Raw genomic sequence first — 21,323 nt, forward strand, 5'->3', positions numbered from 1 at the left:
TTGCCAGTCTGTCTTTAATAAAATATTTTCCGGCAGACTTTCGTTTATCAGGATAATATATACGCAACAAATATAATGCAAAAAAAGAAGCCGGATATAAAATCTGCTCAGCTTCTCTTATTCTTTTAATCTATATCTTTTAATATTCTAAACGAAATAAGTCTTTTTTTACTCCATAATAGTATATAAAAAGGGACGGCTTATTTAACCGTCCCTTTTATGAAAAATTGAAGTAATATTAATAAGTAGTGTTTTGAGGGTCAAAATTTGTCCATCCTTTCAGCCAGTTGTCATTATCCGAGTCGCTGGCAAAAGCTCCTGAATAATTTACTATAGTGAAGAATGAATCGTTTAGCGAGGCATCTGTAAATGCACCTAAGCCAAGAACCGGACTTCCTGTAACAGGTCCATAGTTAGGATTGGCTTCTTTGCTGTTAGGCTGTTTCAGTTTGAGGTCCGATATATTATTCAGAATCGTGTTATTGTTGCCTTCTTTTTTAAAGAATGTACTGGAGAATGAAGCTTTTGTAGCGTCGGTAACATTCGTTCCGTCTGTAGATAACTGGTCTGTCCATCCATTAGCCTGCTTGTTGATATCAGAACCTACGATTCCCATTCCGGCGAATACATTATTTTGTAATTTAAGTATGCCGTCTGTAGCCCATGTTTGAGTAGTACCTTTTTGATTGTCTAACAACAGGCCTACCGGATATCCTGTAGCAACGGAATTGAAGAGATTCAGACGTGAGTTGCGGCGAATTTGTATTGCTGCCTGGAATATACCAAGTCTTGATCCATTGTTAGGATTCAGCCCGTCACCTGTAATATACTGTGTGGTATTAGCAAAATCCGTAGTCTGTCCCATTGGGCCTATCAGAGTGACATTACTGAATACGGCTTTAGTATATGGTTCGTCAGTTGTACCATTTGCATTGTTATCGGATTCAAAACCATTTGATAAGGATTGGTCTGCTATTTTCGGATTTTTAACTGACAAAAGGAATTGCAATTTACCTGAATATCCATTGTCTGTATCGAAATCGTCATCCCATCCGTGATATGCTACAAGGTATTTTGCATTTACTGTTCCGCCAAACCACTCAAAGGAATCGTCATTACTATAAGATACCTGTACGTGGTCTATCTGTGTACCGCGACCTACCGATCCCATTGTCAGACCGTTTATTTCCTGATCGGTAGCAAACGGATAACCGGCATATTCTATTCTCACATAGCTAATTACACCTGAATTATCTTCGTCGTTGTTTCCTCCATGCTTGGCGTCTACTCCGCCTTCTATCTGCATTCCGTCTACTATATCAATGTTATTTTTAGCTCTACCGCATAGGATAATACCTCCCCAGTCACCCGGTTTACGACTTCCTTTTGCCTGATTGGATGTAAATATGATAGGTTCGGCAGCAGTTCCTTTAGCTATCAGTTTTCCTCCTCTTTTAGCTATCAGGGCTGCTTTGGTTTCTTTATCTCCTTTTATGACTGTTCCCGGCTCTATCGTAAGAGTAGCTCCATCTTCAATATATACCCAGCCTTTGAGTACATAAGTTCCTTTTCTGATTGTATGGCTTTCTTTTACAAAGAAATTTTGTTCCCCATTACCGATTTCTGTTCCGTTATTAAACAGGATTTGTTCGGTTTCTTCTCCGCCTCCGTTTCCACCATCTGTATCGTCATTGCTATCCGAGCATGCCGGAAACAAAGCTATACATGCAATAAAAAATGCGCTTTTAAATAAACTTAAAGTTTTCATAATCAATATTATTAAAAAATGTTTTACTATTTGATACCTATATGTGTAATTAGAATGAGTATCTAGCTGTTAATGAAATATTTTGTCCGGTTTTATATTCCTTCGTTATTTGCTCCCTCTCTTGAGTATTACCGTCCTTGTCTACAAATTTGGGAAACTGTGCATACTTTGCTTTCGCTGCCAGAATATCTTTTATTCCGGCATTTAGCTCGAAATGTTTACCCAGTTTTTTAGTCACAGTCAGGTCGAGTACATTGCGGGGCATTTCGTACATGTCAGGTATATCGTTGTTGATAGAAGAGCCTGAAGAGGTGGATATGCGCCCGATTCCCACAATACGTTTACCTATAATATTATAAAGCACTGTTGCATTCAGCCCGAGAGCTTCATTCTGATAGAATATACCTGCATTTATCAGATATGGAGATTGTCCCTGCATCGGACGGTCGTAATTCGCTCCCGAGTTTTCTTTAAATTTCACTTTACTTTTAATCAATGAGCCATTGAATGTCAGGGAGAAATCTTTCAGTCCCACAAAATCCAGCTTCTTTTTGATATCTACTTCTATACCGTAATTATCTGCATTATCCGCATTCTTGAATGTATAGATATAGGTTCCCCCTCCGTCAAGGTAGGTCCATTCGATCGGGTCTTTAAAGCGTTTGTAGAACAGGGCTACGGAGAATATTTCCGAAGATGAAGGATAAAACTCGTATCTGATATCGAAATTGTCGATATAAGCAGGTTTCAGATCCGGATTACCCGATACGAAGCTGAACAGGTCGAAGTCATAATATGAAGATGATGATATTTCCCTGAATTCCTGTCTGTTGGTAGAGCGTCCGTATGCTATCCGTACCAGATGGTCGTCTGTAAGATTGTATGACGCATTCAACGATGGGAATATATCCGTGTATGAATAATCTGTTGTCTTCGATTTGTCCCCGGAGATAGTTGTATAGCTTTTCAGCGACATCTTATTATGCTCCAGACGGGCACCCGTATAAATATTGAACTTACTGAACGGGATGTTGAAACCTATATATCCTGCAGCCTGTGTATTCGTACCCGAATAATCGTTAAGTCGGTCGGTATCGTCATAAGCGTATAATTTATCTGCACCATAATTTTCCGGAATCAGTATCCCTGAGATAGCATCCCTGTAACCGAAATCATCGGGCAGATTTTCCGGTATCCAACGGTATTTAAAAAACCGTGTATTGTAATTCCTGTCTCTGTATTCTCCGTATACTCCAGCTTTTACAGAAGGTTTGAAGCCATTGTCGAACGAAAAATCATGTGTATAATTTGTCGATAAAGTATAGCTATATTCGTTCAGCTTATTATAGTCCCGTGTTATATCATTCTGGTCTATTTGGTATTCTTTGTAATGGGCATCTCCGGAATATCCGTTTTCTTCCCAGTTGATAATACGTCTGTCCGGCTGGTTCTTGTTGCTGTAGGAGAAACCTGTGACCCAGTCCAGATTGTCTTTATCGGTTAGGGTATGTTTTCCGGCTAATTGTCCTGAGTAAGCCAGGCGGCTACTGTAGATATATTCGGCCTTGCGTTGTCCGTAAAATCCACTTGTGTTCTGATATCCTTCGCGGTCGGTATATCTGTTCTTCCCTATCTGGTTTACTATATTTCTGAATTCGAAACGATGCTTGTCGTTCGGCATATATATAAGATTGGCTAAAGCCCCTACCCTTGCATCATTATTATACTGATTATCTTTGTATTTAAATGTAAAATATGGTTTGTCATTATCGGAATCATATACGCCGTATCTGGAGTTTTCCATATCTGTATATGTCTTGCTTGTATTGCTATAGTTCAAAGCAGCGATAAGTCCCCACATACTATTGTCCTGTCCGGTATATTTACGGTTGATAACGAAACCTAAACGTTGGTCGGGTAATGGATTTTTTGTCTTTACAGACCAATCGTTATTGAAGCCGTTCTTTGTCAGGTTACTCACCTGCTCTGCATTAGCATTGTCGATTCGTCCTGAATTAAAGGCACTTGACAAGCTTCTCATTCCATCGTCGAAGCCAAGAAAATCTGTTCCGCTGCCTTTGCTGTATTTGAAATCCTTAAACTGAGTCTGAGTATTGATACCGAGACCATAATTCAACTGTATTGAATTTTCGCCGGGAATACCTTTTGTCTCCACCTTAATAAAACCTCCCGAGAAATCAGCCGGCAGTTCCGGTTGCGGTGATTTTACGATCATGATATTTTCTATCTGTGAACTGGGGATGATATCGAATGAGAAAGCACGGGTATCTGCTTCCGAACTGGGGATTGTACTGTTATTTACCCATACATTATTATATCTTTGCGATAATCCTCTGGCTACTACAAATTTATCGTCTATGATAGAAATTCCGGGCACCCGTCTTATTACTTCCGATGCATCCCTGTCCTGACTTTTCGATATTTGTTGTGAGGATACTCCGCTTATAACAGCATTGGATTTCTTTATCGAACTCAGGAGGGATACTTCCGAGTTTATACGGCCTATCGCTACTACATATACTTCGCCCAACGCATGTTCCGATTCCTTCATGGGAATATCTACTATGGTGGGCTCACCTTTCTTTACTTCCACATCTGTAATTTCCATCGGCTGATAAGATAAATAAGATGTTACTATGGTATATTTCCCGGGGGCAACATTAAGTTCGTAGTCACCATTTTCATTTGTTATTACTCCTATCGTGGTGTTTTTTACCGATATGGCAACTCCGGGTAGTGTTTCCAGTGTTTTGGCATCTTTTACCGACCCCTTTATTATTGTCTGTGCCGACAGGGTGTTTGCTGATAGTAATATAAATACCGCAAAAAAAGCTTTTAATAAGTAGTTACGTAGCTTAAACATATTCCTAATTTCCTTGTACATATTTTCTTTGAATTTTACGATACAAAGCACTTGTATTTTTGTTACAGAAACGCTACATAAAAAATAAGGTTGAACAAAGAAATTGTCTCTTTCCTGTTAAGTCCTTTGTGATATTCTTAACAGCGAATACTTCCCTTTTATCAGGCGAAAACGCTTATACATCTATGAAATCTGCCTGTCTGTCGATTAGCGTTGTTTGCCACCCTTCCTCCTCATAATTTTGAGATAGAAATAAAAATATGAAATATGAAAAAGTCGATTTTGGCAATAACATTCATTCTTATGTGTTCCGGTTTGGCCGCACAACCGCCAATGGGCGGAGGAGGCGGTGGCAGACCTCAGGGGGGCCGAGGTGGAGGCCGTCCGCCTATGATGAACGGTCAGGGACAAAACCAGGATAGTTTTATGATAATGGGTATGCCCGAAATCCCGGGTCTAACACTGGAACAACGAGAAAAACTGGGAAAGGAAATAACCAATGAACGTAAGGATATTTCCAAGTTGATGCAGGAAAAGCAGCAATTGAAAATAGATTCCGAAAATCCGGGAATGGCGGAAAAAGAAAGGCAGAAACTTTTCGGGAAGATGGCTAAAATAGATGGAAAAATAAAAAAGAAAGAAGAAAAATATGACAAGAAGTATCGTTCTATCCTATCCGAAGAGCAATATAATATATTCTCCGCTAGTAAGAAGAATATAGAGTTCAGAGGGCAAGGCAGACCCGAAAGGGGCAACAGGCAACAGCCGCCCGCACAAAGACCCGATGATGGCGGAGGCCGTCCGGATATGCCGGATGACGATATGTTTTGATAACTTCATGAATTAGAATTTTATGGACACGTATAATATTAAAAGATTGTTTGGATTGGTAATGGTTGGTGTTCTGATACCAACCATTGCTTTTTCACAAAGAAAATGGACCTTGCGGGATTGTATCGATTATGCACGGCAGGAAAATATTCAGGTGAAAAAATCGGACATTACAGCAGAAACTTACGATGTGGATATTTCACAATCCAAGGCCGCATTGTTCCCTTCCCTCAGCGGAAGTGTCTCACAGCGATATACCAATTCCCAATCGCCGGATGGAAACGGGGATTACAGGTACGAAGGTTTATTCAACGGGCAATATACCCTGAATGCGAACTGGACTGTGTACAACGGTGGAAAAAACAGGAATGATATAAAGCAGGCTCAATTGCAGAAAGAAATGCAGAATCTGAATACCCAGAATACCCAGAACAATATAGAAATAGCTATTACTCAGGCTTATCTACAGATATTATACAGCAGGGAATCGATAAAAAACAATGAAAATATAGTTGCTTCAGATTCCGCTCAATTGGAACAGACTAAAATATTTCTGGATGCCGGTAGTATAACCCGGAGCGAATATGCGCAGGTGGAAGCGCAATACAGTGCCGATAAATATAATCTGGTGCAGGCTCAGAATTCGTTTGAGGTTTATAAGCTGCAATTAAAACAGCTGCTGGAACTTGATTATGACGAAGAAATGGATATCGACTTTCCCAGGATTGCCGACCAGGACATATTATCTTTTATCCCTTCAAAATATGAAGTTTATCAGAGGGCTTTGAATATTATGCCGGAAATTGCCGGCAGCAAAACAAATATAAAACTGGCAGAACTCAACAAATCGTCTGCCAAAGCGGGCTATTTACCGACAGTATCCGTATCGGGAAGTATCGGTACAGGAAATATATTCAACAGCAGTCCCTCATTTGCGACACAGATAGGGCGTAATTTCAATCAGAGTGTAGGACTGACGGTCAGCATCCCTATATTTGATAATAAACAGAACCGGTCGAATGTAAAGAAAGCCGATTTGAATATTCAAATGGCTGAACTGGATCTTATCGATACACAAAAGACATTGCTGTCGACAATAGAAAACCTGTATCAGGATGCAGTGTCGGGACAAAGTAAATACAATGCGGCAAAAGACAAACTTAATTCGGCCAAATTGAGCTATGAACTGGTGCAGGAACAATATGCGCTGGGAATGCGCAATACGGTTGAACTGACGACCGAAAAAAATAATTATGCCAATGCTTTGCAGGATTTGCTGCAAGCTAAATATACAGCGTTGGTAAGTCTCAAATTACTTAATTTTTATCAGGGACAGGAAATTGCATTATAATTATTAATTAATAGTTGACAATTAACTCTTTACAGATTATAAACAACTTGTAACTCGTTTACTCGTAACTCGTAACTAATTATGAACAAGAAATTGAAAAAATACCTGATTATTATAGCCGTAATAGTAATTGTGGCTGCAGGGATATTCTTCCTCCTGCCATCAACAAAAGGTTCTGCGATTATGCTGGATACAGCGAAAGTAGAAAAAGGAAATATCTCTATTGCCGTTACAGCAACAGGTACTATAGAGCCAATAACACTAGTAGAGGTAGGTACACAGGTATCGGGTGTTATATCTAAAATATATGTGGACTTTAATTCAGAAGTCAAAGCCGGACAAGTACTGGCCGAGCTGGATAAGAGGCTGCTTGTGTCGGAACTGGAAAACGCGAATGCCAATCTACAGACAAGACAGGTTGAGCTTACATTACAAAAACAAAATTACGACCGTCAGAAAGGTCTGTGGGAAAAGCAAGCTATAAGCAAGGTAGACTGGGAAAATGCCGAATCGGCATATCAGACGGCACAGTTGGCTGTAACTTCATCGAAGGCCGCTGTACTGAAAGCACAAACCAATCTGGGATATGCAACTATCACATCTACTATCGATGGGGTGGTTATATCCCGCGCGGTAGAAGAAGGACAAACCGTAGCCGCTTCATTCAGCACCCCTACCCTGTTTACCATAGCTAACGACCTGACAAAGATGCGGGTGATCGCCAATGTGGACGAGGCCGATATAGGCGGTGTGAAAGAAGGGCAACGTGTAACATTTACAGTGGATGCCTTTCCCGATGATGAATTTGAAGGAAAAGTAGTACAGGTAAGACTCGAAGCTACAACAACATCGAATGTTGTTACATATGAAGTCGTTATAGACGCTCCGAATCCCGAATTGAAACTGAAACCGGGACTTACAGCCAGTGTCAATATCTATACACAGGAAGAACAAGACGTGTTGGTGGTACCATCTAAGGCTTTGCGCTTCAATCCTGAGCCCGATATAATGAAGAATTTTAAAGACCTGACACTGGGACAGCCTCTGCAGTTCGATCCGAAAGATAAAACAAAGAAAGTAGTTTGGGTAAAATCGGGAAATACACTTTCACCAAAACAGATTACAGTAGGAACTACTGATGGTGTACATGTATCTGTAAAGGAAGGACTTAATCAGGGAGAAGTAGTTGTTACAGGTATTTCGCAAGAGACAAATAGCAGTATGTCCGAGCCTGAAAAAACAAATGGCGAATCGAGTCCGTTTATGCCTCAGCGTCCGGGCGGCAACAGAAGGAGATAATGTAATGAATCAGAATAAGGAAATTATAAGAGTAGAAAATCTGAAACGCGACTATGTTGTAGGCGATGAAACGGTTCATGCCTTGCGGGGTATCAGCTTCAGCATACAGGAGGGTGAATTTGTAACCATTATGGGTACAAGCGGTTCCGGGAAATCTACTTTACTGAATATATTGGGTTGTCTGGATACACCTACAGAGGGAGAATATTACCTGGACGGTATTTCTGTCCGCAAAATGGGAAAGAATGACAGGGCTACATTACGTAACCGTAAGATAGGGTTTATATTCCAGTCTTATAATCTGTTGGCCAAGACTACAGCTGTGGAAAATGTGGAATTACCTCTTATGTACAACCCCGATGTTTCGGCAAAGGAACGCCACCAGCGTGCTATAAAGGCTTTGGAAGAAGTCGGATTGGGTGACAGGCTGAACCATAAGTCCAATCAGATGTCGGGAGGCCAGATGCAACGTGTGGCTATTGCCCGGGCACTGGTGAATGAACCCGTGATAATACTGGCTGATGAAGCTACCGGAAACCTCGATACCCGTACATCTTTCGAAATTCTTTCCGTATTGCAACGTATGCATGATGAGGAAGGGCGTACAATTATATTTGTAACCCACAATCCTGAAATCTCGGCATTCAGCAGTCGCAATATTGTTATTCGCGATGGTAGTATCAAGGAGGATAAATATAATGAAAATATTCAGTCGGCAAAGGAGTTTTTAGCAAAACTGCCGAAAGAAGATAATTAATGAAATAATGAGATAATATGCCAATGTGCCAATTTGAAAGTGAAAAACGAAAAGTGATAAGTGAAAAATATTTTTCGTTTTTCGTCCTTCACTTTTCGTTAAAAAATATCAGCACATTAGTATATTAAAAATTGGCATATTAAAGTTATGAATCTAGTAAATCTATTCAGAATAGCTCTCCGGGCACTGAGCGGTAATAAGTTCAGGGGATTCCTTACTATGCTTGGTATTATAATCGGTGTAGCGGCCGTTATTACTATGCTTGCAATAGGACAAGGCTCGAAGAAGAGTATACAGGACCAGATATCCACAATGGGTTCGAATATGATAAATATCCGGCCCGGAACAGGTCAGTTTGGCGGAGTACGACAGAGCGCATCGAGCATGCAGACACTGAAACTCGAAGATTATGAGGCTATTGTGGAGCAGGCCGAATATATTTCGGCAGCATCACCTGAAGTGCAATCATCGGGACAGGTGATTTATGGAGCTAACAACTCTCCTACTTCCATTTATGGTGTAAACCCGTCCTATCTCGATATCCGCAAATATACTATTTCCCAGGGCGAAATGTTTAGTGAAGGAGATGTTAAGACTTCTGCAAAAGTTTGCGTAATAGGACAGACTGTTGTAGATAATTTGTTTACAAACGGTGAAGACCCTGTTGGGCAGACTATTCGTTTCAACAAAATACCTTTTAAGGTAATAGGTGTGCTTACCTCCAAAGGTGATAATACAATGGGGATGGATCAGGACGACCTGATAATCGCCCCTTATACGACAGTTCAGAAGCGTATTCTGGCCATTACTTACATTCAGTCCATATCGGCTTCTGCCGTAACAGAGGATGCGACAGAGGATGCTATAACAAGTATAGAAAACATTTTACGGCAGCGTCATAAAATAGGTGCGAATGATGAAGATGATTTTAATGTACGTTCACAGAAAGAGCTGATTTCCATGATGAGTTCCACAACGGATATGATGACAATCCTTTTGGCATGTATTGCCGGTATATCGCTGTTGGTCGGTGGTATAGGCATTATGAATATCATGTATGTATCTGTAACTGAACGTACCCGTGAAATCGGGCTGCGTATGTCTATCGGAGCCAAAGGTGTGGATATATTGATGCAGTTCCTGATCGAAGCTATCCTGCTGAGCGTAACAGGAGGGGTTATCGGTGTGATACTCGGCGTCAGCAGTGCTTTTATGGTAAATTATCTGCTGGCATGGCCTATCAGCATCCAGGTATATACTATTGTATTGTCTTTCATTGTGTGTACTGCAACGGGAATTTTCTTCGGCTGGTATCCTGCAAAAAAAGCATCATACCTTGATCCGATCGAAGCTCTGAGATATGAATAAGGTTGAATTATCCCTAGAATTGTTTATCTATACGGTTGTGCTATAAGTACAGAGATATTTGATTTCGTTATTGGTTTTCGGAAAAAGTAACAGTAATAAAATGTGAATAATGTGTTACCTTTGTTACTTTTTAACAAGCAGTAAGTTGAAAATTATATGAGATACGAGATATAAGTTGTTAACTGATGACTGTTCACTGATAACTGAAAAAAACGTTACGTTTGTTACTTTTTAACGAAAAATGGTTAGTAAATGTAAATTCGAGCTTAAGGTATCTAAAGTTAACTTATTGTATTTTAAAATGATATGAACATGAAAAACTTTATAAAAATATTTCCACACATCATTATATGGACGATTGCATTGCTGGTTCCGATATATTTGATTTCGCGTGAAGGAACATTCGATTATAAACCTTATTATAATTATGTTATCCGCATGGGGATATTTGCCATATTGTTTTATGCAAACTATTCTTATTTGATAGAAAAGTACTTGTTCAGCAGGAAGTTTGCTCTTTACGTTATTACAAATATAGCACTTATAGTCGTTCTGGTAATTCTTCAGACTTTTATATCAGAATCCATGCGACCTGATCCGCAGGTAATAGAGAGTATGGAACAAGGCATGCAGAAGAGACCTCTCCATATGGGCCGATTCCCGGAAGGCAAACATGGTGGACCACCAATTCTGATGCGTTTCGTATTCGATTATGTATCCATTATTTTTGTGATAGGGCTCGCTGTAGCAATAAAAACAACTATTCGCTGGTATCGGGATTCTATTAATTTTGAGAAGTCGAAAAGTGTTCAGTTAGAGGCCGATTTGCGTAACTTGAGAAGCCAGCTTAATCCTCACTTTCTTTTTAATACACTGAATAATATATATTCACTGATTGCTATCGATCAGAACAGGGCGCAGGATGCCGTCCATAGGCTCAGTAATCTTTTACGCTATGTGATGTACGATAATGATGAGAAATTTGTTCCTTTGGATAAGGAATTGACGTTTACTCAGAATTATATTGATTTAATGAAGCTCCGTCTTAGTGCTAACGTGAAACTGAATGTGCTGATAGACGGCAAAAGCAGCCATGATATGATTGCGTCATTAATGTTTATCACCCTGATAGAGAATGCTTTTAAACATGGGATAAATAATGGTGAAGAAAGTTTTATCGATGTTAGTATTTTGGTAGATCCGGGAAAAGGAGTGCTTTGTACAGTGGAGAACAGCCTTGTGGAAAGAGAAGAAAAAATGAATATGGAAGAGCATAATTCCGGTATTGGTTTGACTAACCTGTCCAAAAGGCTCGATCTTTTATATCCTAACAGGCATGAATTTATCGCAGAGAGACGGACAAATAGTTTCTTTACTTTATTAAGGATCGATTTTGGGAAAGAAAAGAATATATTATGAAACTGAAATGTGCAATAATAGACGATGAGCCTTTAGCAATAGATTTGTTGAAGACATATGTTGCCAAAACTCCCTTTTTGGAATTGACCGGGACTTTCAATAATGCTTTGTCTGCTATGGATACGATAAGCAACGGAAAAATAGACGTATTGTTTCTGGATATAAATATGCCTCAGATAACGGGTCTGGAATTTTCCAAGACCCTCCCTCCTACTACAAAGATTATATTTACAACTGCGTATGACCAGTATGCTATTGATGGTTTCCGGCTAAATGCACTGGACTATCTACTGAAACCAATTAATTATACAGAGTTTCTGCAAGCAGCAAATAAAGCATTGGAATGGTTTAAGTTGACAGCCGCTTCATCAAATGATAATGCAGCATCCTCTGCTACAAGTATATTCGTGAAATCGGGTTACAGAATGGAGAAAATAGAGTTTGACGATATTCTCTATATAGAAAACCAGAAGGATTATGTAAAGTTCCATCTGGAAAATCAGAAGGAGCCGGTTAGTTCGTTGATGAGTATGCAGTCGCTGGAAGAAAGGCTACCTGCGAAACAGTTTATGCGGGTGCATCGCTCTTTTATAGTTAATCTGGATAAGATAAAAACAATAGAAAGAAACTGTATTGTGTTCGGAAAAGAATATATTCCTGTGTCAGAATCATATAAGGCAAAATTCATGGATTTCCTCAACAAGCATTTCTTCTGATGATACAGATTTATTGTAAAAAAGGCCATTATTTATTTTGGAATTAGAAAAAAGTACATATCTTTGCATCGCTTTTGAGGAAAAGCACAGTGTTAGGATAAACACTGGAGAGATGGCAGAGTGGTCGATTGCGGCGGTCTTGAAAACCGTTGAACTGCGAGGTTCCGGGGGTTCGAATCCCTCTCTCTCCGCCAAGATAAGATGAAAAATGAAGTAAAATCCTGAAATTCAATGAGTTTCAGGATTTTTTATTTTCTGTAAAGTGACAAAAAATGGCAAATTCGGGGACAGTGGTAAAACCGAAAAATTGTCCCCGATTTAGATTATTTCAGTTCTGCGAGTTGGCTTGTTCAATTGTTAAAGCTTTTGAGTGACATTTATTTATTAGGAGTATTCCATTTATACGTTTTGTTGCATGTGATATTAACTGTCTGATTACCAATTTGCATACGGAAATCGCCCTGTTCCAGAATCCATTTTCCATCGGCACCGACAAAAGCCAAATCACTGCCTTTGATAAGCATCGTGACTGTCTTGGTCTCCCCGGGTTGCAATTCAACCTTCTTGAATGCTCGCAATCGGCGACTTTCCGGAGTAAGTGATGCCACTAAATCGCGGCTGAACAACATAACAACCTCTTTTCCGGCACGTGCTCCGCTATTGGTAACATCTATAGAGAAGTGGAGTTCATTTTCTGCAGTAAAAGAAGTCACATTTGTCTGGAAATTGCTGTATTCAAACGTCGTATAGCTAAGGCCATATCCAAAAGGCCATTGTACAGAGATAACTGCATCGTAGTCGTATGCGCCTTCCATCTTGTCCATCTCTTCACTTACTCTGTAGTCATAGGTGGTAAGTTCTGCTTGGTTGCGCGGATATGTGTATGGCATCTTGGCACTAGGATTGACATCACCCGCCAGAATATTAGCTAGTGCGTCGCCACCATAGTTTCCTGGTAACAGAATATTTATGATACCGCTTGCCAGCGGTTCTAGGTCATTGATGATACGAGGTCTACCCTCATTGAGTATCAGTATAATGGGCTTTCTTGTAGTGGCCAGTGCTTTTACAAGATTACTTTGGTTAGCTGAGATAACGAGATCTGAAAGGTTCCCTGGTGTTTCACAATACGAGTTTTCACCGATACAGGCAATGATGATATCTACATTGCGCGCGGCAGCGACTGCTTTTTCAATCTCCGGTTCATTCTCTTCCGTGTAACCGCCTTCAGGCTTATAGGTTACTCCTTGCTCCAGACGGACATTGTCTACGCCAAATTTGTTGGAAAGCGCCTCATAAATGGTGTTATACTTGCCGGCAAACCTGTCGGCTAAATGTCCTTGCCACGAATAGCTCCATCCTCCGTTCAAACAGCGCATTGAATTGGCATTAGGACCGGTTACGAGAAACTTTTTACCTTTTACAAGTGGTAGTATGTTATCCTTGTTTTTAAGCAAAATTTGCGATTCTTCAGCCGAGCGAAGTGCTAGTTCGGCATGTTCGCTACTGCCGAAAAGCGGATAATCTTCAGATAAAGTATTGGGGCATTCAAACAGGTTTAAACGAAACTTGAGCCTGAGAATACGACGAACGGCGTCATCAATGCGGCTCATCTGCACTTTGTCCTCTTGTACCAATTCTTTCAGCAAAGTACAGAAACTAAGGTCGTAAGGTTCCATTGCCATGTCTATACCTGCATTAATGGCTATTTGGATAGCCTCTTTCTTATCTGCCGCAATATGTTCGCGTGTATACAGATTGTTGATATCAGCCCAGTCGGTTATCAACATACCGTCCCAATTAAGGTCTTCTTTTAGCCACTTTGTTAGCAGTTCATAGTCGGCATGTACTGGTACTCCGTTAATAGAGCCGCTGTTGACCATGATAGTCAAAGCTCCGGCTTCAACACATTCCTTGAAAGGAGCAAAACACTTTTCTCGCAGGTCTGAAACAGATATGTAAGCCGGCGTGCGGTCTTTTCCGGTGCGCGACATGCTGTATCCCATATAGTGCTTTACAGATGTGGCGACACGGTCGGCCGGAATATGATTGGGGTCGTCGCCCTGATAACCACGAACAGCAGAACTGCCCATTATCGAATTGACCAGACAATCTTCGCCAAAGTTTTCCCAAACTCGTGACCACCGCGGGTCACGCGCCATATCTACTGTGGGAGAATAAGTCCACGGACAATTGGCTGCACGGGTTTCATAAGCAGTGACACGTGCTGCCTCGTACGCCAGTTCAGGATTGAATGAAGCAGCTATATTAATGTTCTGTGGAAAAAGAGTTCCATCTAATGTATAGGTAGTACCATGAGTCTGATCCAGCCCATAAATACATGGAATACCGATCTCTTTCATCGATATAGCTTGTATTTTACCGATAATTTCCTGCCATTTCTCCCTGTTTTGTGCAACAGGTCCCGGAGCATTGAGAAATGAACCCACCTTGAACTCCGCAATAGCCTTGTTGAGTTTGCTATCGTCGAGTTTGAACTCACCATCCTCGAAATCCCCCAATACATCAATGGCAAGTTCTGTCATTTGACCTATTTTTTCGTCTAATGTCATGTTTGAGAGGACTTCATCTACTTGTTGCTCTATCTGGGAATCCTTAGGAATGGCAGGAGGAGCTACCTGCGTAGAGCAGGCAGCCATTGCCATTATAGTTGAGATTAATAGTATCTTTTTTAGTATCATATCAGAAAATATCATTCTTTTAGCAATTATTATTGTACAGTTATCATATCCACATAGTAGCCATGGCCTATACAAAGGAATCCGTCTTCTGCCTGAATTTTATCCAGTACTGCCTGTGTGAGTAATACCGTCTTCACGCCGCCTTCCGAGAATTCGATAACAGAAGTGCCCGGTAAATCATCCCACCATCCACTGGTTGTACGCAACTGATGATATACATCTTCGGAGGCTACTGAATAGTGGATACTCAAGGTAGCTCCAGCCTTTATGGTGGCAAATACATCTTTGCCGATCAGGTTGAACATTTTATTAGGGTCACCATCAGGACGGTCCCATGATACATAGTGATGCCCTTGCCAAAGCACAGTTTCAGAAGATACAGTGACTGTTTGTTCTATAGTAATGCCCTTGGTACTATAGAATTGGACATTTTCTCCGTTTTTTGTTTTTCCTGTCAGTTTATATTCTCCATCTGCAAGAGACGGGCAGATAATTGTAATTTCTATAGCAGTCTGTTGTGTGAACTCAGAGATAGCTTGTCCGCCAAACGTCAATGAAGCGATCTGGTCGAGGTTGATACCAGTCATTACCCATTCTCTGTTGGCGTTGGTACGGTCGGCTCCAGATGTAATAAGTGCAGCATTGGAAACTTTAACAATGTTTCCGCCAAACTCACTATCACCTGTATCTACAAGAACCACGCGATGTTCGCCTTCTGCCAGATCGTTTGGCACGTTATATTCTATATAACTTCCGCTCTCGGACTCAATATAGCTAATGTCAGTGATGGTTTTTCCGCCAATAACAATGCTTTTCACCTTGTTGAAGTTATCACCATAGAGGCGAGCCGTTGTGCCCGGAGCAATGATACGTTCAAATCCGACTTCCGTTGCCCACGGATCATCAGACAGAGGATTAACTTGTATGATACCCTCGCGATAGGTTGACTTACCGACCTCGGTTGAGGCTACTACCTTAAATTGATATGTACCGGCTTTAAGGTTGATATCGAGCATTGTTCCGGTCTGCACTTCATGACCATCAATTTGCCATGATATGTTGGTATGATCTGCCGGAGTAACTGTCAATTTCATTGTAAGATTCGCATCGCGGCTAATATTGGCGATAACGGGCAAATTACCGCTTTCATGGTCGGGGAAGATGGGATCGAGTATTCGCGGTTCATCATCGGCAGTAGCTGTCGAAAACGGATCTTCGTTACTGCAAGCTGTGAAGGTAAAGCCCATAGCCAGCAAGGTAAGCAGTATATAATATATCTTTTTCATATTTGACTTTTATTTTTTTATAATTACTTCGTAATATCCCACCATACTTGTGTGTTCCAACTATCGGCACCACCCATGCGGTTCAAAGCCTCATCATAACTTGCTTTGTTGTAAGACGATTCAAGTACAGGGTAGCAAAGACGTGCGGGAATTTCAGAACCGCCAGTAAGGAATTGGCCGAAGCCATAATCTGCCGGTGATTTCAGTTTTGGATAGCCTGAGCGGCGAATATTAGCCCAAGATTCGGCAGGATTAGTGAAGTGAAGAATCCATGCTTGTGTGTTAATGGCTTCCTTTTTCTGCTCATTGGTATAGCCTATACCAATGTTCGGGAAAAACGTTTCGAAATCATCATTAGAAACGACCTCACAATCATAATTATCGGAAAGGAAGTTCATTGCTGCACGTACACCCTGTTTGTAAAGATCGTTAACTGAAGCATTTCCAACATTCCATCCTTTCAAACTGGCCTCTGCCAATAAGAATTTCACTTCTGCCGAAGTCATCACTACACCCGGATTATCACCTTTGAGGAAGTTATTGGCGAGTTTTGGTTCAGTTTCACGAGCTACACTGGCAGAAATCGAAGGATTATTCTCGGCCAGTTCTTTCAATATATCGCTATCGTAGCCCGACGGCCATGGTTCCCATGAGTAAGCTCCCGGATCACGTGGCTGGAATTTGATGTTTTTGGCAATCATCTCATCGGTCAAATCAATACGATTATCAGGACTAGTGGCACCCATCAGACCGTCGTAATAGCAACGAGCAATTTTAAAAGTACGAGGGTCGCCGGTATTATAGAGTTGATTGAAGAATGTAGAGCATAGGTAGCTTGGATTATTGGCAGGGTCGTTACCGAAAAGTAGCTGTGACAAAGCATTACCACGATAATCGGTATATGCTTCCTGTCCAAAGCTGAATGATATATTCATATATTTGATAAGCGCATCGTCTGCTGCACTTTCAAAAACGCCTCCATCAGCCTGCAGCGCGTTCTCAAATTCTTCCTGACCTTTTTGTGGAGCGGCATCGGAGATTCGCATGGCAAAGCGCAAGCGAAGCGAATTGGCCAGTTTTTTCCATTTTGCCACATTACCATTGAAAATCACATCACCCGTGATCTTATCCTTACTTGCGTCAAGATTTGCAGCGGCAGCACTCAATTCAAGGAAGAATTCGTTGTATATTTCCTCCTGTTTATCATAATGAGGAGTGTATTTTCCTTCAAGCAAACCCTTACCAGCCTCACTGTAAGGAACGTCTCCATAGATGTCGGTAATGATTGAGATGAGATAAACTTTGTATATGCGTAGAGCAGAATTGATATTTACTTTGTTGGGATCATCGGTAGTGCGATATTCGGCATCGGTGATGTTTTTGATGGCATTAGCATAGAAGAATGTCCATATGCGGCTCATCTCTGAGTTATCTTGTGTATGACGACCTCCATAGTTTGTGGTATTCCAGCATCCCATAAGGTGCTGATTAAATGCATAGAGGTAATTGCGGTAAATTTCTACCATATCGAGGCTGCCATAAGTCTGTAACTGCGCAGTAGTGAGCTGTGCATTAGGGTCAATAGAAGCTGCCTTTGATGGGTCGGTATTCATGTTTTCCATATACTCATCACTACATGCAGTAAAGAGTATGGTACACGCCATCAGTATTATTGTAATATATTTATTGTATTTCATTGTATATATTCTTTATAAATGAATTGAATTTGATACCCTTTTAGAATTTTACATTGACGTTGAAGCCATAGCTCTTGCGCGATGGCAACGAACCATACTCAAGCCCCATTCCTGTAGTATTATTATAATTGGAATCCGGGTCAATATTAGGGATATTCTTCCATACGATGAATGGGTTGCGTGCAACAAATGAAAGAGTGAGACCTTTCACAACATTCTTCAACCATGGTTTTGGCACATTGTAACTCATTGTAATTTCACGGCATTTCACATACGAGTTGTCATAGATAAACATCGATGGAGCATTTCTGCTGACGCTCATCCAGTACTCTTCAGGATTGATGTACATATCGTTTGCACGATAAGTACCATCACCATTGTCAATCACGCCGGGAGCTATAAAACCACCTGTCGGGTTCCATGCAGAAGAACCTTTGGCGATACCGGCGGCCTGGCGCTGTTCTTCTGACTTGTACCATCCCTCACGTCCTTCAAGCGTTTCTTTACTCTTACCCGACTCGTAGGTAGCCCGGGCTGACATAGAGTAGAGGTCGGCACCCACTTTTACATCGAAGACGGCTGAGAGTGATAGATTCTTATAAGTGAAGGTAGTGACGAGACCACCCGTCCAATCCCACGAAGCATTACCCAGAACATGATTACTTTTGTCATACTGAGGTAAACCTGTCTGTGGATCGATGAGAATGTCGCCATTTTCGTTACGCTTGAAGTCAGGGCCAATAATAGATCCAAAGTTTTCACCCACTTTGGCCGCTACCTGCACATCTAGCCATGCGGCTTTTTCTAATTCAAACATATCCATATCGTCAACAAGTTTTTTCACTTTGTTGCTATTCTTTGAAAAATTCAGGTTCAAATCCCAAGAGAAGTCTTTAACTTGAACAGGACGTGTATTGAGCCCAATCTCTATGCCTCTATTCTCTATTTCGCCTGCATTGATCAGGCGGCTGGTGTAACCTGTTGTCCATGAACTGGCCATACCCAGAATCTGGTTTCTACTGTTTTGTGTATAGTAGGTGAAGTCAAGGCCAACACGATTTTTCAGGAATTTCATTTCCAAACCTATTTCAAAGGAATTGGTCTTTGTCGGTTTCAGTTTCTGATTAGGAATCGTGTTATTGTTGATATAGCCAATGGTGTAACCGGGGTAAGTGAATTTTGATTTTGTATACACCAGACCTAACTGATAAGGGTCAGTATCACTACCTACCTGTGCCCAGGACATACGAAGTTTTCCATAAGGCATAATATTGTCCAACTTGGCCAGTTCGGAGAATACGAAGCTGCCTGAGAATGACGGATAAACATACACGTTATTTCCTATAGGCAGGGTTGATGATTGGTCACCACGCAGGGTAGCATCAAGGTAGAGCATGTGTTTCCATCCCATATTGACTGCTCCATAAACAGAGTTGATTTGCTTGCGGTAGCTATTCGGCTCAACACTTATTTCATTGAAGCTCATCAGAGTCACCACATCGCGGATCTGCATATCTTGTGCTGTAGTTATAGTAGTCAGGTTATTTACTTTATAAATGTTGCCGCCAAGTGTAGCATTGAGGTCAAAATCGCCCCACCTGTTGTTGTAAAGAGCGAGCACTTCAAAATTGTACATGCGGTTTCGGAAGTTACTAATTTGAAGACGTCCGGCTTCAAACCCTGGCGTGGTAGGGGCTTTGTAGTCCTCGAAAGCAAACCAGTTAAGTTCGGCTCCTACCGTTCCCTGCAATTTCAGACGTTTGCTGATATTCCAGAGGGCTTTGCCATTGAAACGGAACTGGTCTTTTTTAGAACTATTGGAATTCTTATATACATCCCAATATGGATTTACGTTGTAAGGGTCCATACCGTTCCAATTAGAATATTCTCCATTTTCGTCCTGATAGGTTTTCAGCCATTTCTGGTCATAAGAGGTAGCCAGAGTCATCAGGTTTTTACCGATATTTGACTTACTGTCGCCTAATGCAGGGCGGTTCTTCACATCTTCACGCGTATAGTTGGCGCTGAAGTCGAGATCTACTTTGGATAGAGTAGTGTTGGTACGCAGGTTGAAGATGTCGCGGCTCATGTGAGTCTTTGGTACGATATCTTTGTTACGCATATCGGTATAGGTAAAGCGCACACCCGTATTGCCACTATTTGTATTGACAATGGCGGTATTAGTGGCTGTGAGTCCTGTACGGAAAAAATCCGAGGTGTTGTCAGGTATGATGAGGTAGGGGCGCTCTACTCCGTCAAAATATTTTAGCATGTTACTTCCGTCTGCTTTAGGACCCCAGCTTTTGTTAGTGTTGGATACAGCATCGATGCTATAGGTTCCGTTACTGCCCATGCCATATGTTTGCTGTATATCATTCCATTTGGCTAACTGTGTATCGAAAGTCAATGTCCCGTTATATTCTACATTGTATTTGTCTTTTTCGTTAGCCTTCTTGGTGGTGATAAGGATGACACCGTGACTGGCGCGGCTACCGTACAGCGCAGAGGCGGCTGGGCCTTTTAATACAGACATATTCTCAATATCATCGGCATTAATGCTTGAGATACCATCTCCAAGGTCAAAACCTCCGGATGTTCCGGCACTGCCATAATTGGTGTTGTCGAGGGGTACACCATCAATAACATACAAAGGCTGATTGTTACCTGTCATTTCAGTGCTACCGCGCAGGATGACTCGGGTGGAACCGGATGGTCCGCCTGCAGTCTGGCTGACTACCAACCCTGCCACACGGCCAGCCATAGAATTGATAACATTGGTTTCTTTTGCCTTTGTTAAGGCATCACCTTTTATTTCATCCACGCCATAGCCCAACGCCTTACGCTCCCTCTTAATACCCAGTGCCGTAACTACTACATCATCAAGCATTTTGCTGTCTTCTTCTAAAATAATATTTAGCGGCTCACGACCGGTTTTCACCTCCTGAGTCTTATAGCCTATGTAGCTGATGACAAGAGTGGTGCCAGGCTGAACATTCAAGCTAAACTTACCATCTGTATCAGTCATTATTCCGTTAGTGGTACCTTTTTCTACAACAGATGCTCCGATGATAGGTCCAAGATTATCTTTTACTGTTCCTGTGACTTTATTGTCTTTTTGTTCAATTGCAGACTGATCCGGTTTTGCTGCTTTCATTTGTAGAACGCTTCCCAACAGGCAGAGAAACAATGTTCCACAGAACAATGCATACTTACAATTTCTTACTTTCATAGAATATATAATTAAG

The 21,323-nt window shown here is 41.2% G+C and carries 13 protein-coding genes and 1 tRNA gene; 8 read left to right on the forward strand and 6 right to left on the reverse strand.

Annotation, left to right across the window (positions count from 1 at the left end; genetic code table 11):
• Nucleotides 1–238: 238 nt before the first annotated feature.
• Complete coding sequence (locus B3317_RS15690; protein ID WP_291113298.1) at nt 239–1,768, reverse strand: hypothetical protein; 1,530 nt, start codon at nt 1,766–1,768, stop codon at nt 239–241.
• Nucleotides 1,769–1,817: 49 nt separating this feature from the next.
• Nucleotides 1,818–4,673: a TonB-dependent receptor gene (locus B3317_RS15695; protein ID WP_291113301.1), complete on the reverse strand. Its 2,856-nt coding sequence runs from the start codon at nt 4,671–4,673 to the stop codon at nt 1,818–1,820.
• 246 nt (nt 4,674–4,919) lie between these two features.
• Between B3317_RS15695 and B3317_RS15700 the strand changes: the two genes are divergently transcribed.
• The 8 genes from B3317_RS15700 (at nt 4,920) to B3317_RS15735 (ending at nt 12,587) form a co-directional block, all read left to right on the forward strand.
• Nucleotides 4,920–5,483, forward strand: coding sequence for a hypothetical protein (locus B3317_RS15700; protein WP_291113302.1), 564 nt, complete (start codon nt 4,920–4,922; stop codon nt 5,481–5,483).
• Nucleotides 5,484–5,505: 22 nt separating this feature from the next.
• Nucleotides 5,506–6,834 carry a TolC family protein gene (locus B3317_RS15705; protein WP_291113303.1) on the forward strand — a complete coding sequence of 443 codons (1,329 nt, stop codon included), beginning with the start codon at nt 5,506–5,508 and terminating at the stop codon, nt 6,832–6,834.
• 81 nt (nt 6,835–6,915) lie between these two features.
• On the forward strand, nt 6,916–8,133 hold the full coding sequence (locus tag B3317_RS15710; RefSeq protein ID WP_291113305.1) for an efflux RND transporter periplasmic adaptor subunit: 1,218 nt from the start codon (nt 6,916–6,918) through the stop codon (nt 8,131–8,133).
• 4 nt (nt 8,134–8,137) lie between these two features.
• Nucleotides 8,138–8,890: an ABC transporter ATP-binding protein gene (locus tag B3317_RS15715; protein WP_291113350.1), complete on the forward strand. Its 753-nt coding sequence runs from the start codon at nt 8,138–8,140 to the stop codon at nt 8,888–8,890.
• A gap of 147 nt (nt 8,891–9,037) precedes the next feature.
• Nucleotides 9,038–10,258, forward strand: coding sequence for an ABC transporter permease (locus B3317_RS15720; RefSeq protein WP_291113307.1), 1,221 nt, complete (start codon nt 9,038–9,040; stop codon nt 10,256–10,258).
• Between the two features lie 312 nt (nt 10,259–10,570).
• Nucleotides 10,571–11,677: a sensor histidine kinase gene (locus B3317_RS15725; RefSeq protein ID WP_291113309.1), complete on the forward strand. Its 1,107-nt coding sequence runs from the start codon at nt 10,571–10,573 to the stop codon at nt 11,675–11,677.
• Nucleotides 11,674–12,393, forward strand: a complete 720-nt coding sequence (locus B3317_RS15730) for a LytR/AlgR family response regulator transcription factor (protein ID WP_291113311.1) — start codon at nt 11,674–11,676, stop codon at nt 12,391–12,393. Before B3317_RS15725 ends, B3317_RS15730 begins: the two co-directional genes overlap by 4 nt.
• 106 nt (nt 12,394–12,499) lie before the next feature.
• A tRNA-Ser gene (locus B3317_RS15735) sits at nt 12,500–12,587 on the forward strand.
• A 183-nt stretch (nt 12,588–12,770) separates the two neighbouring features.
• Here the strand turns inward: B3317_RS15735 and B3317_RS15740 are convergent.
• The 4 genes from B3317_RS15740 to B3317_RS15755 are packed head-to-tail and all read right to left on the reverse strand — an operon-like array spanning nt 12,771 to nt 21,307.
• Nucleotides 12,771–15,095: a glycoside hydrolase family 3 N-terminal domain-containing protein gene (locus tag B3317_RS15740; RefSeq protein ID WP_291113313.1), complete on the reverse strand. Its 2,325-nt coding sequence runs from the start codon at nt 15,093–15,095 to the stop codon at nt 12,771–12,773.
• A 29-nt stretch (nt 15,096–15,124) separates the two neighbouring features.
• Nucleotides 15,125–16,381: a hypothetical protein gene (locus tag B3317_RS15745; RefSeq protein ID WP_291113315.1), complete on the reverse strand. Its 1,257-nt coding sequence runs from the start codon at nt 16,379–16,381 to the stop codon at nt 15,125–15,127.
• A 23-nt stretch (nt 16,382–16,404) separates the two neighbouring features.
• Nucleotides 16,405–18,078 carry a SusD/RagB family nutrient-binding outer membrane lipoprotein gene (locus B3317_RS15750; protein ID WP_291113317.1) on the reverse strand — a complete coding sequence of 558 codons (1,674 nt, stop codon included), beginning with the start codon at nt 18,076–18,078 and terminating at the stop codon, nt 16,405–16,407.
• Nucleotides 18,079–18,118: 40 nt separating this feature from the next.
• The gene (locus tag B3317_RS15755; protein WP_291113319.1) at nt 18,119–21,307 is read right to left on the reverse strand and encodes a SusC/RagA family TonB-linked outer membrane protein; all 3,189 of its coding nucleotides are present in this window, start codon (nt 21,305–21,307) and stop codon (nt 18,119–18,121) included.
• Nucleotides 21,308–21,323: the final 16 nt, after the last annotated feature.

Source organism: Dysgonomonas sp. UBA7710 (assembly GCF_002482385.1).
In the GTDB taxonomy this organism is placed as follows: Bacteria; Bacteroidota; Bacteroidia; order Bacteroidales; family Dysgonomonadaceae; genus Dysgonomonas.

Coding starts and splice junctions, on each gene's coding strand:
- B3317_RS15750 (WP_291113317.1), bottom strand. CDS start 18,078: ATGAAATACAATAAATATATTACAATAATACTGATGGCGTGTACCATA.
- B3317_RS15710 (WP_291113305.1), top strand. CDS start 6,916: ATGAACAAGAAATTGAAAAAATACCTGATTATTATAGCCGTAATAGTA.
- B3317_RS15715 (WP_291113350.1), top strand. CDS start 8,138: ATGAATCAGAATAAGGAAATTATAAGAGTAGAAAATCTGAAACGCGAC.
- B3317_RS15705 (WP_291113303.1), top strand. CDS start 5,506: ATGGACACGTATAATATTAAAAGATTGTTTGGATTGGTAATGGTTGGT.
- B3317_RS15755 (WP_291113319.1), bottom strand. CDS start 21,307: ATGAAAGTAAGAAATTGTAAGTATGCATTGTTCTGTGGAACATTGTTT.
- B3317_RS15725 (WP_291113309.1), top strand. CDS start 10,571: ATGAAAAACTTTATAAAAATATTTCCACACATCATTATATGGACGATT.
- B3317_RS15730 (WP_291113311.1), top strand. CDS start 11,674: ATGAAACTGAAATGTGCAATAATAGACGATGAGCCTTTAGCAATAGAT.
- B3317_RS15740 (WP_291113313.1), bottom strand. CDS start 15,095: ATGATACTAAAAAAGATACTATTAATCTCAACTATAATGGCAATGGCT.
- B3317_RS15690 (WP_291113298.1), bottom strand. CDS start 1,768: ATGAAAACTTTAAGTTTATTTAAAAGCGCATTTTTTATTGCATGTATA.
- B3317_RS15745 (WP_291113315.1), bottom strand. CDS start 16,381: ATGAAAAAGATATATTATATACTGCTTACCTTGCTGGCTATGGGCTTT.
- B3317_RS15720 (WP_291113307.1), top strand. CDS start 9,038: ATGAATCTAGTAAATCTATTCAGAATAGCTCTCCGGGCACTGAGCGGT.
- B3317_RS15700 (WP_291113302.1), top strand. CDS start 4,920: ATGAAAAAGTCGATTTTGGCAATAACATTCATTCTTATGTGTTCCGGT.
- B3317_RS15695 (WP_291113301.1), bottom strand. CDS start 4,673: ATGTACAAGGAAATTAGGAATATGTTTAAGCTACGTAACTACTTATTA.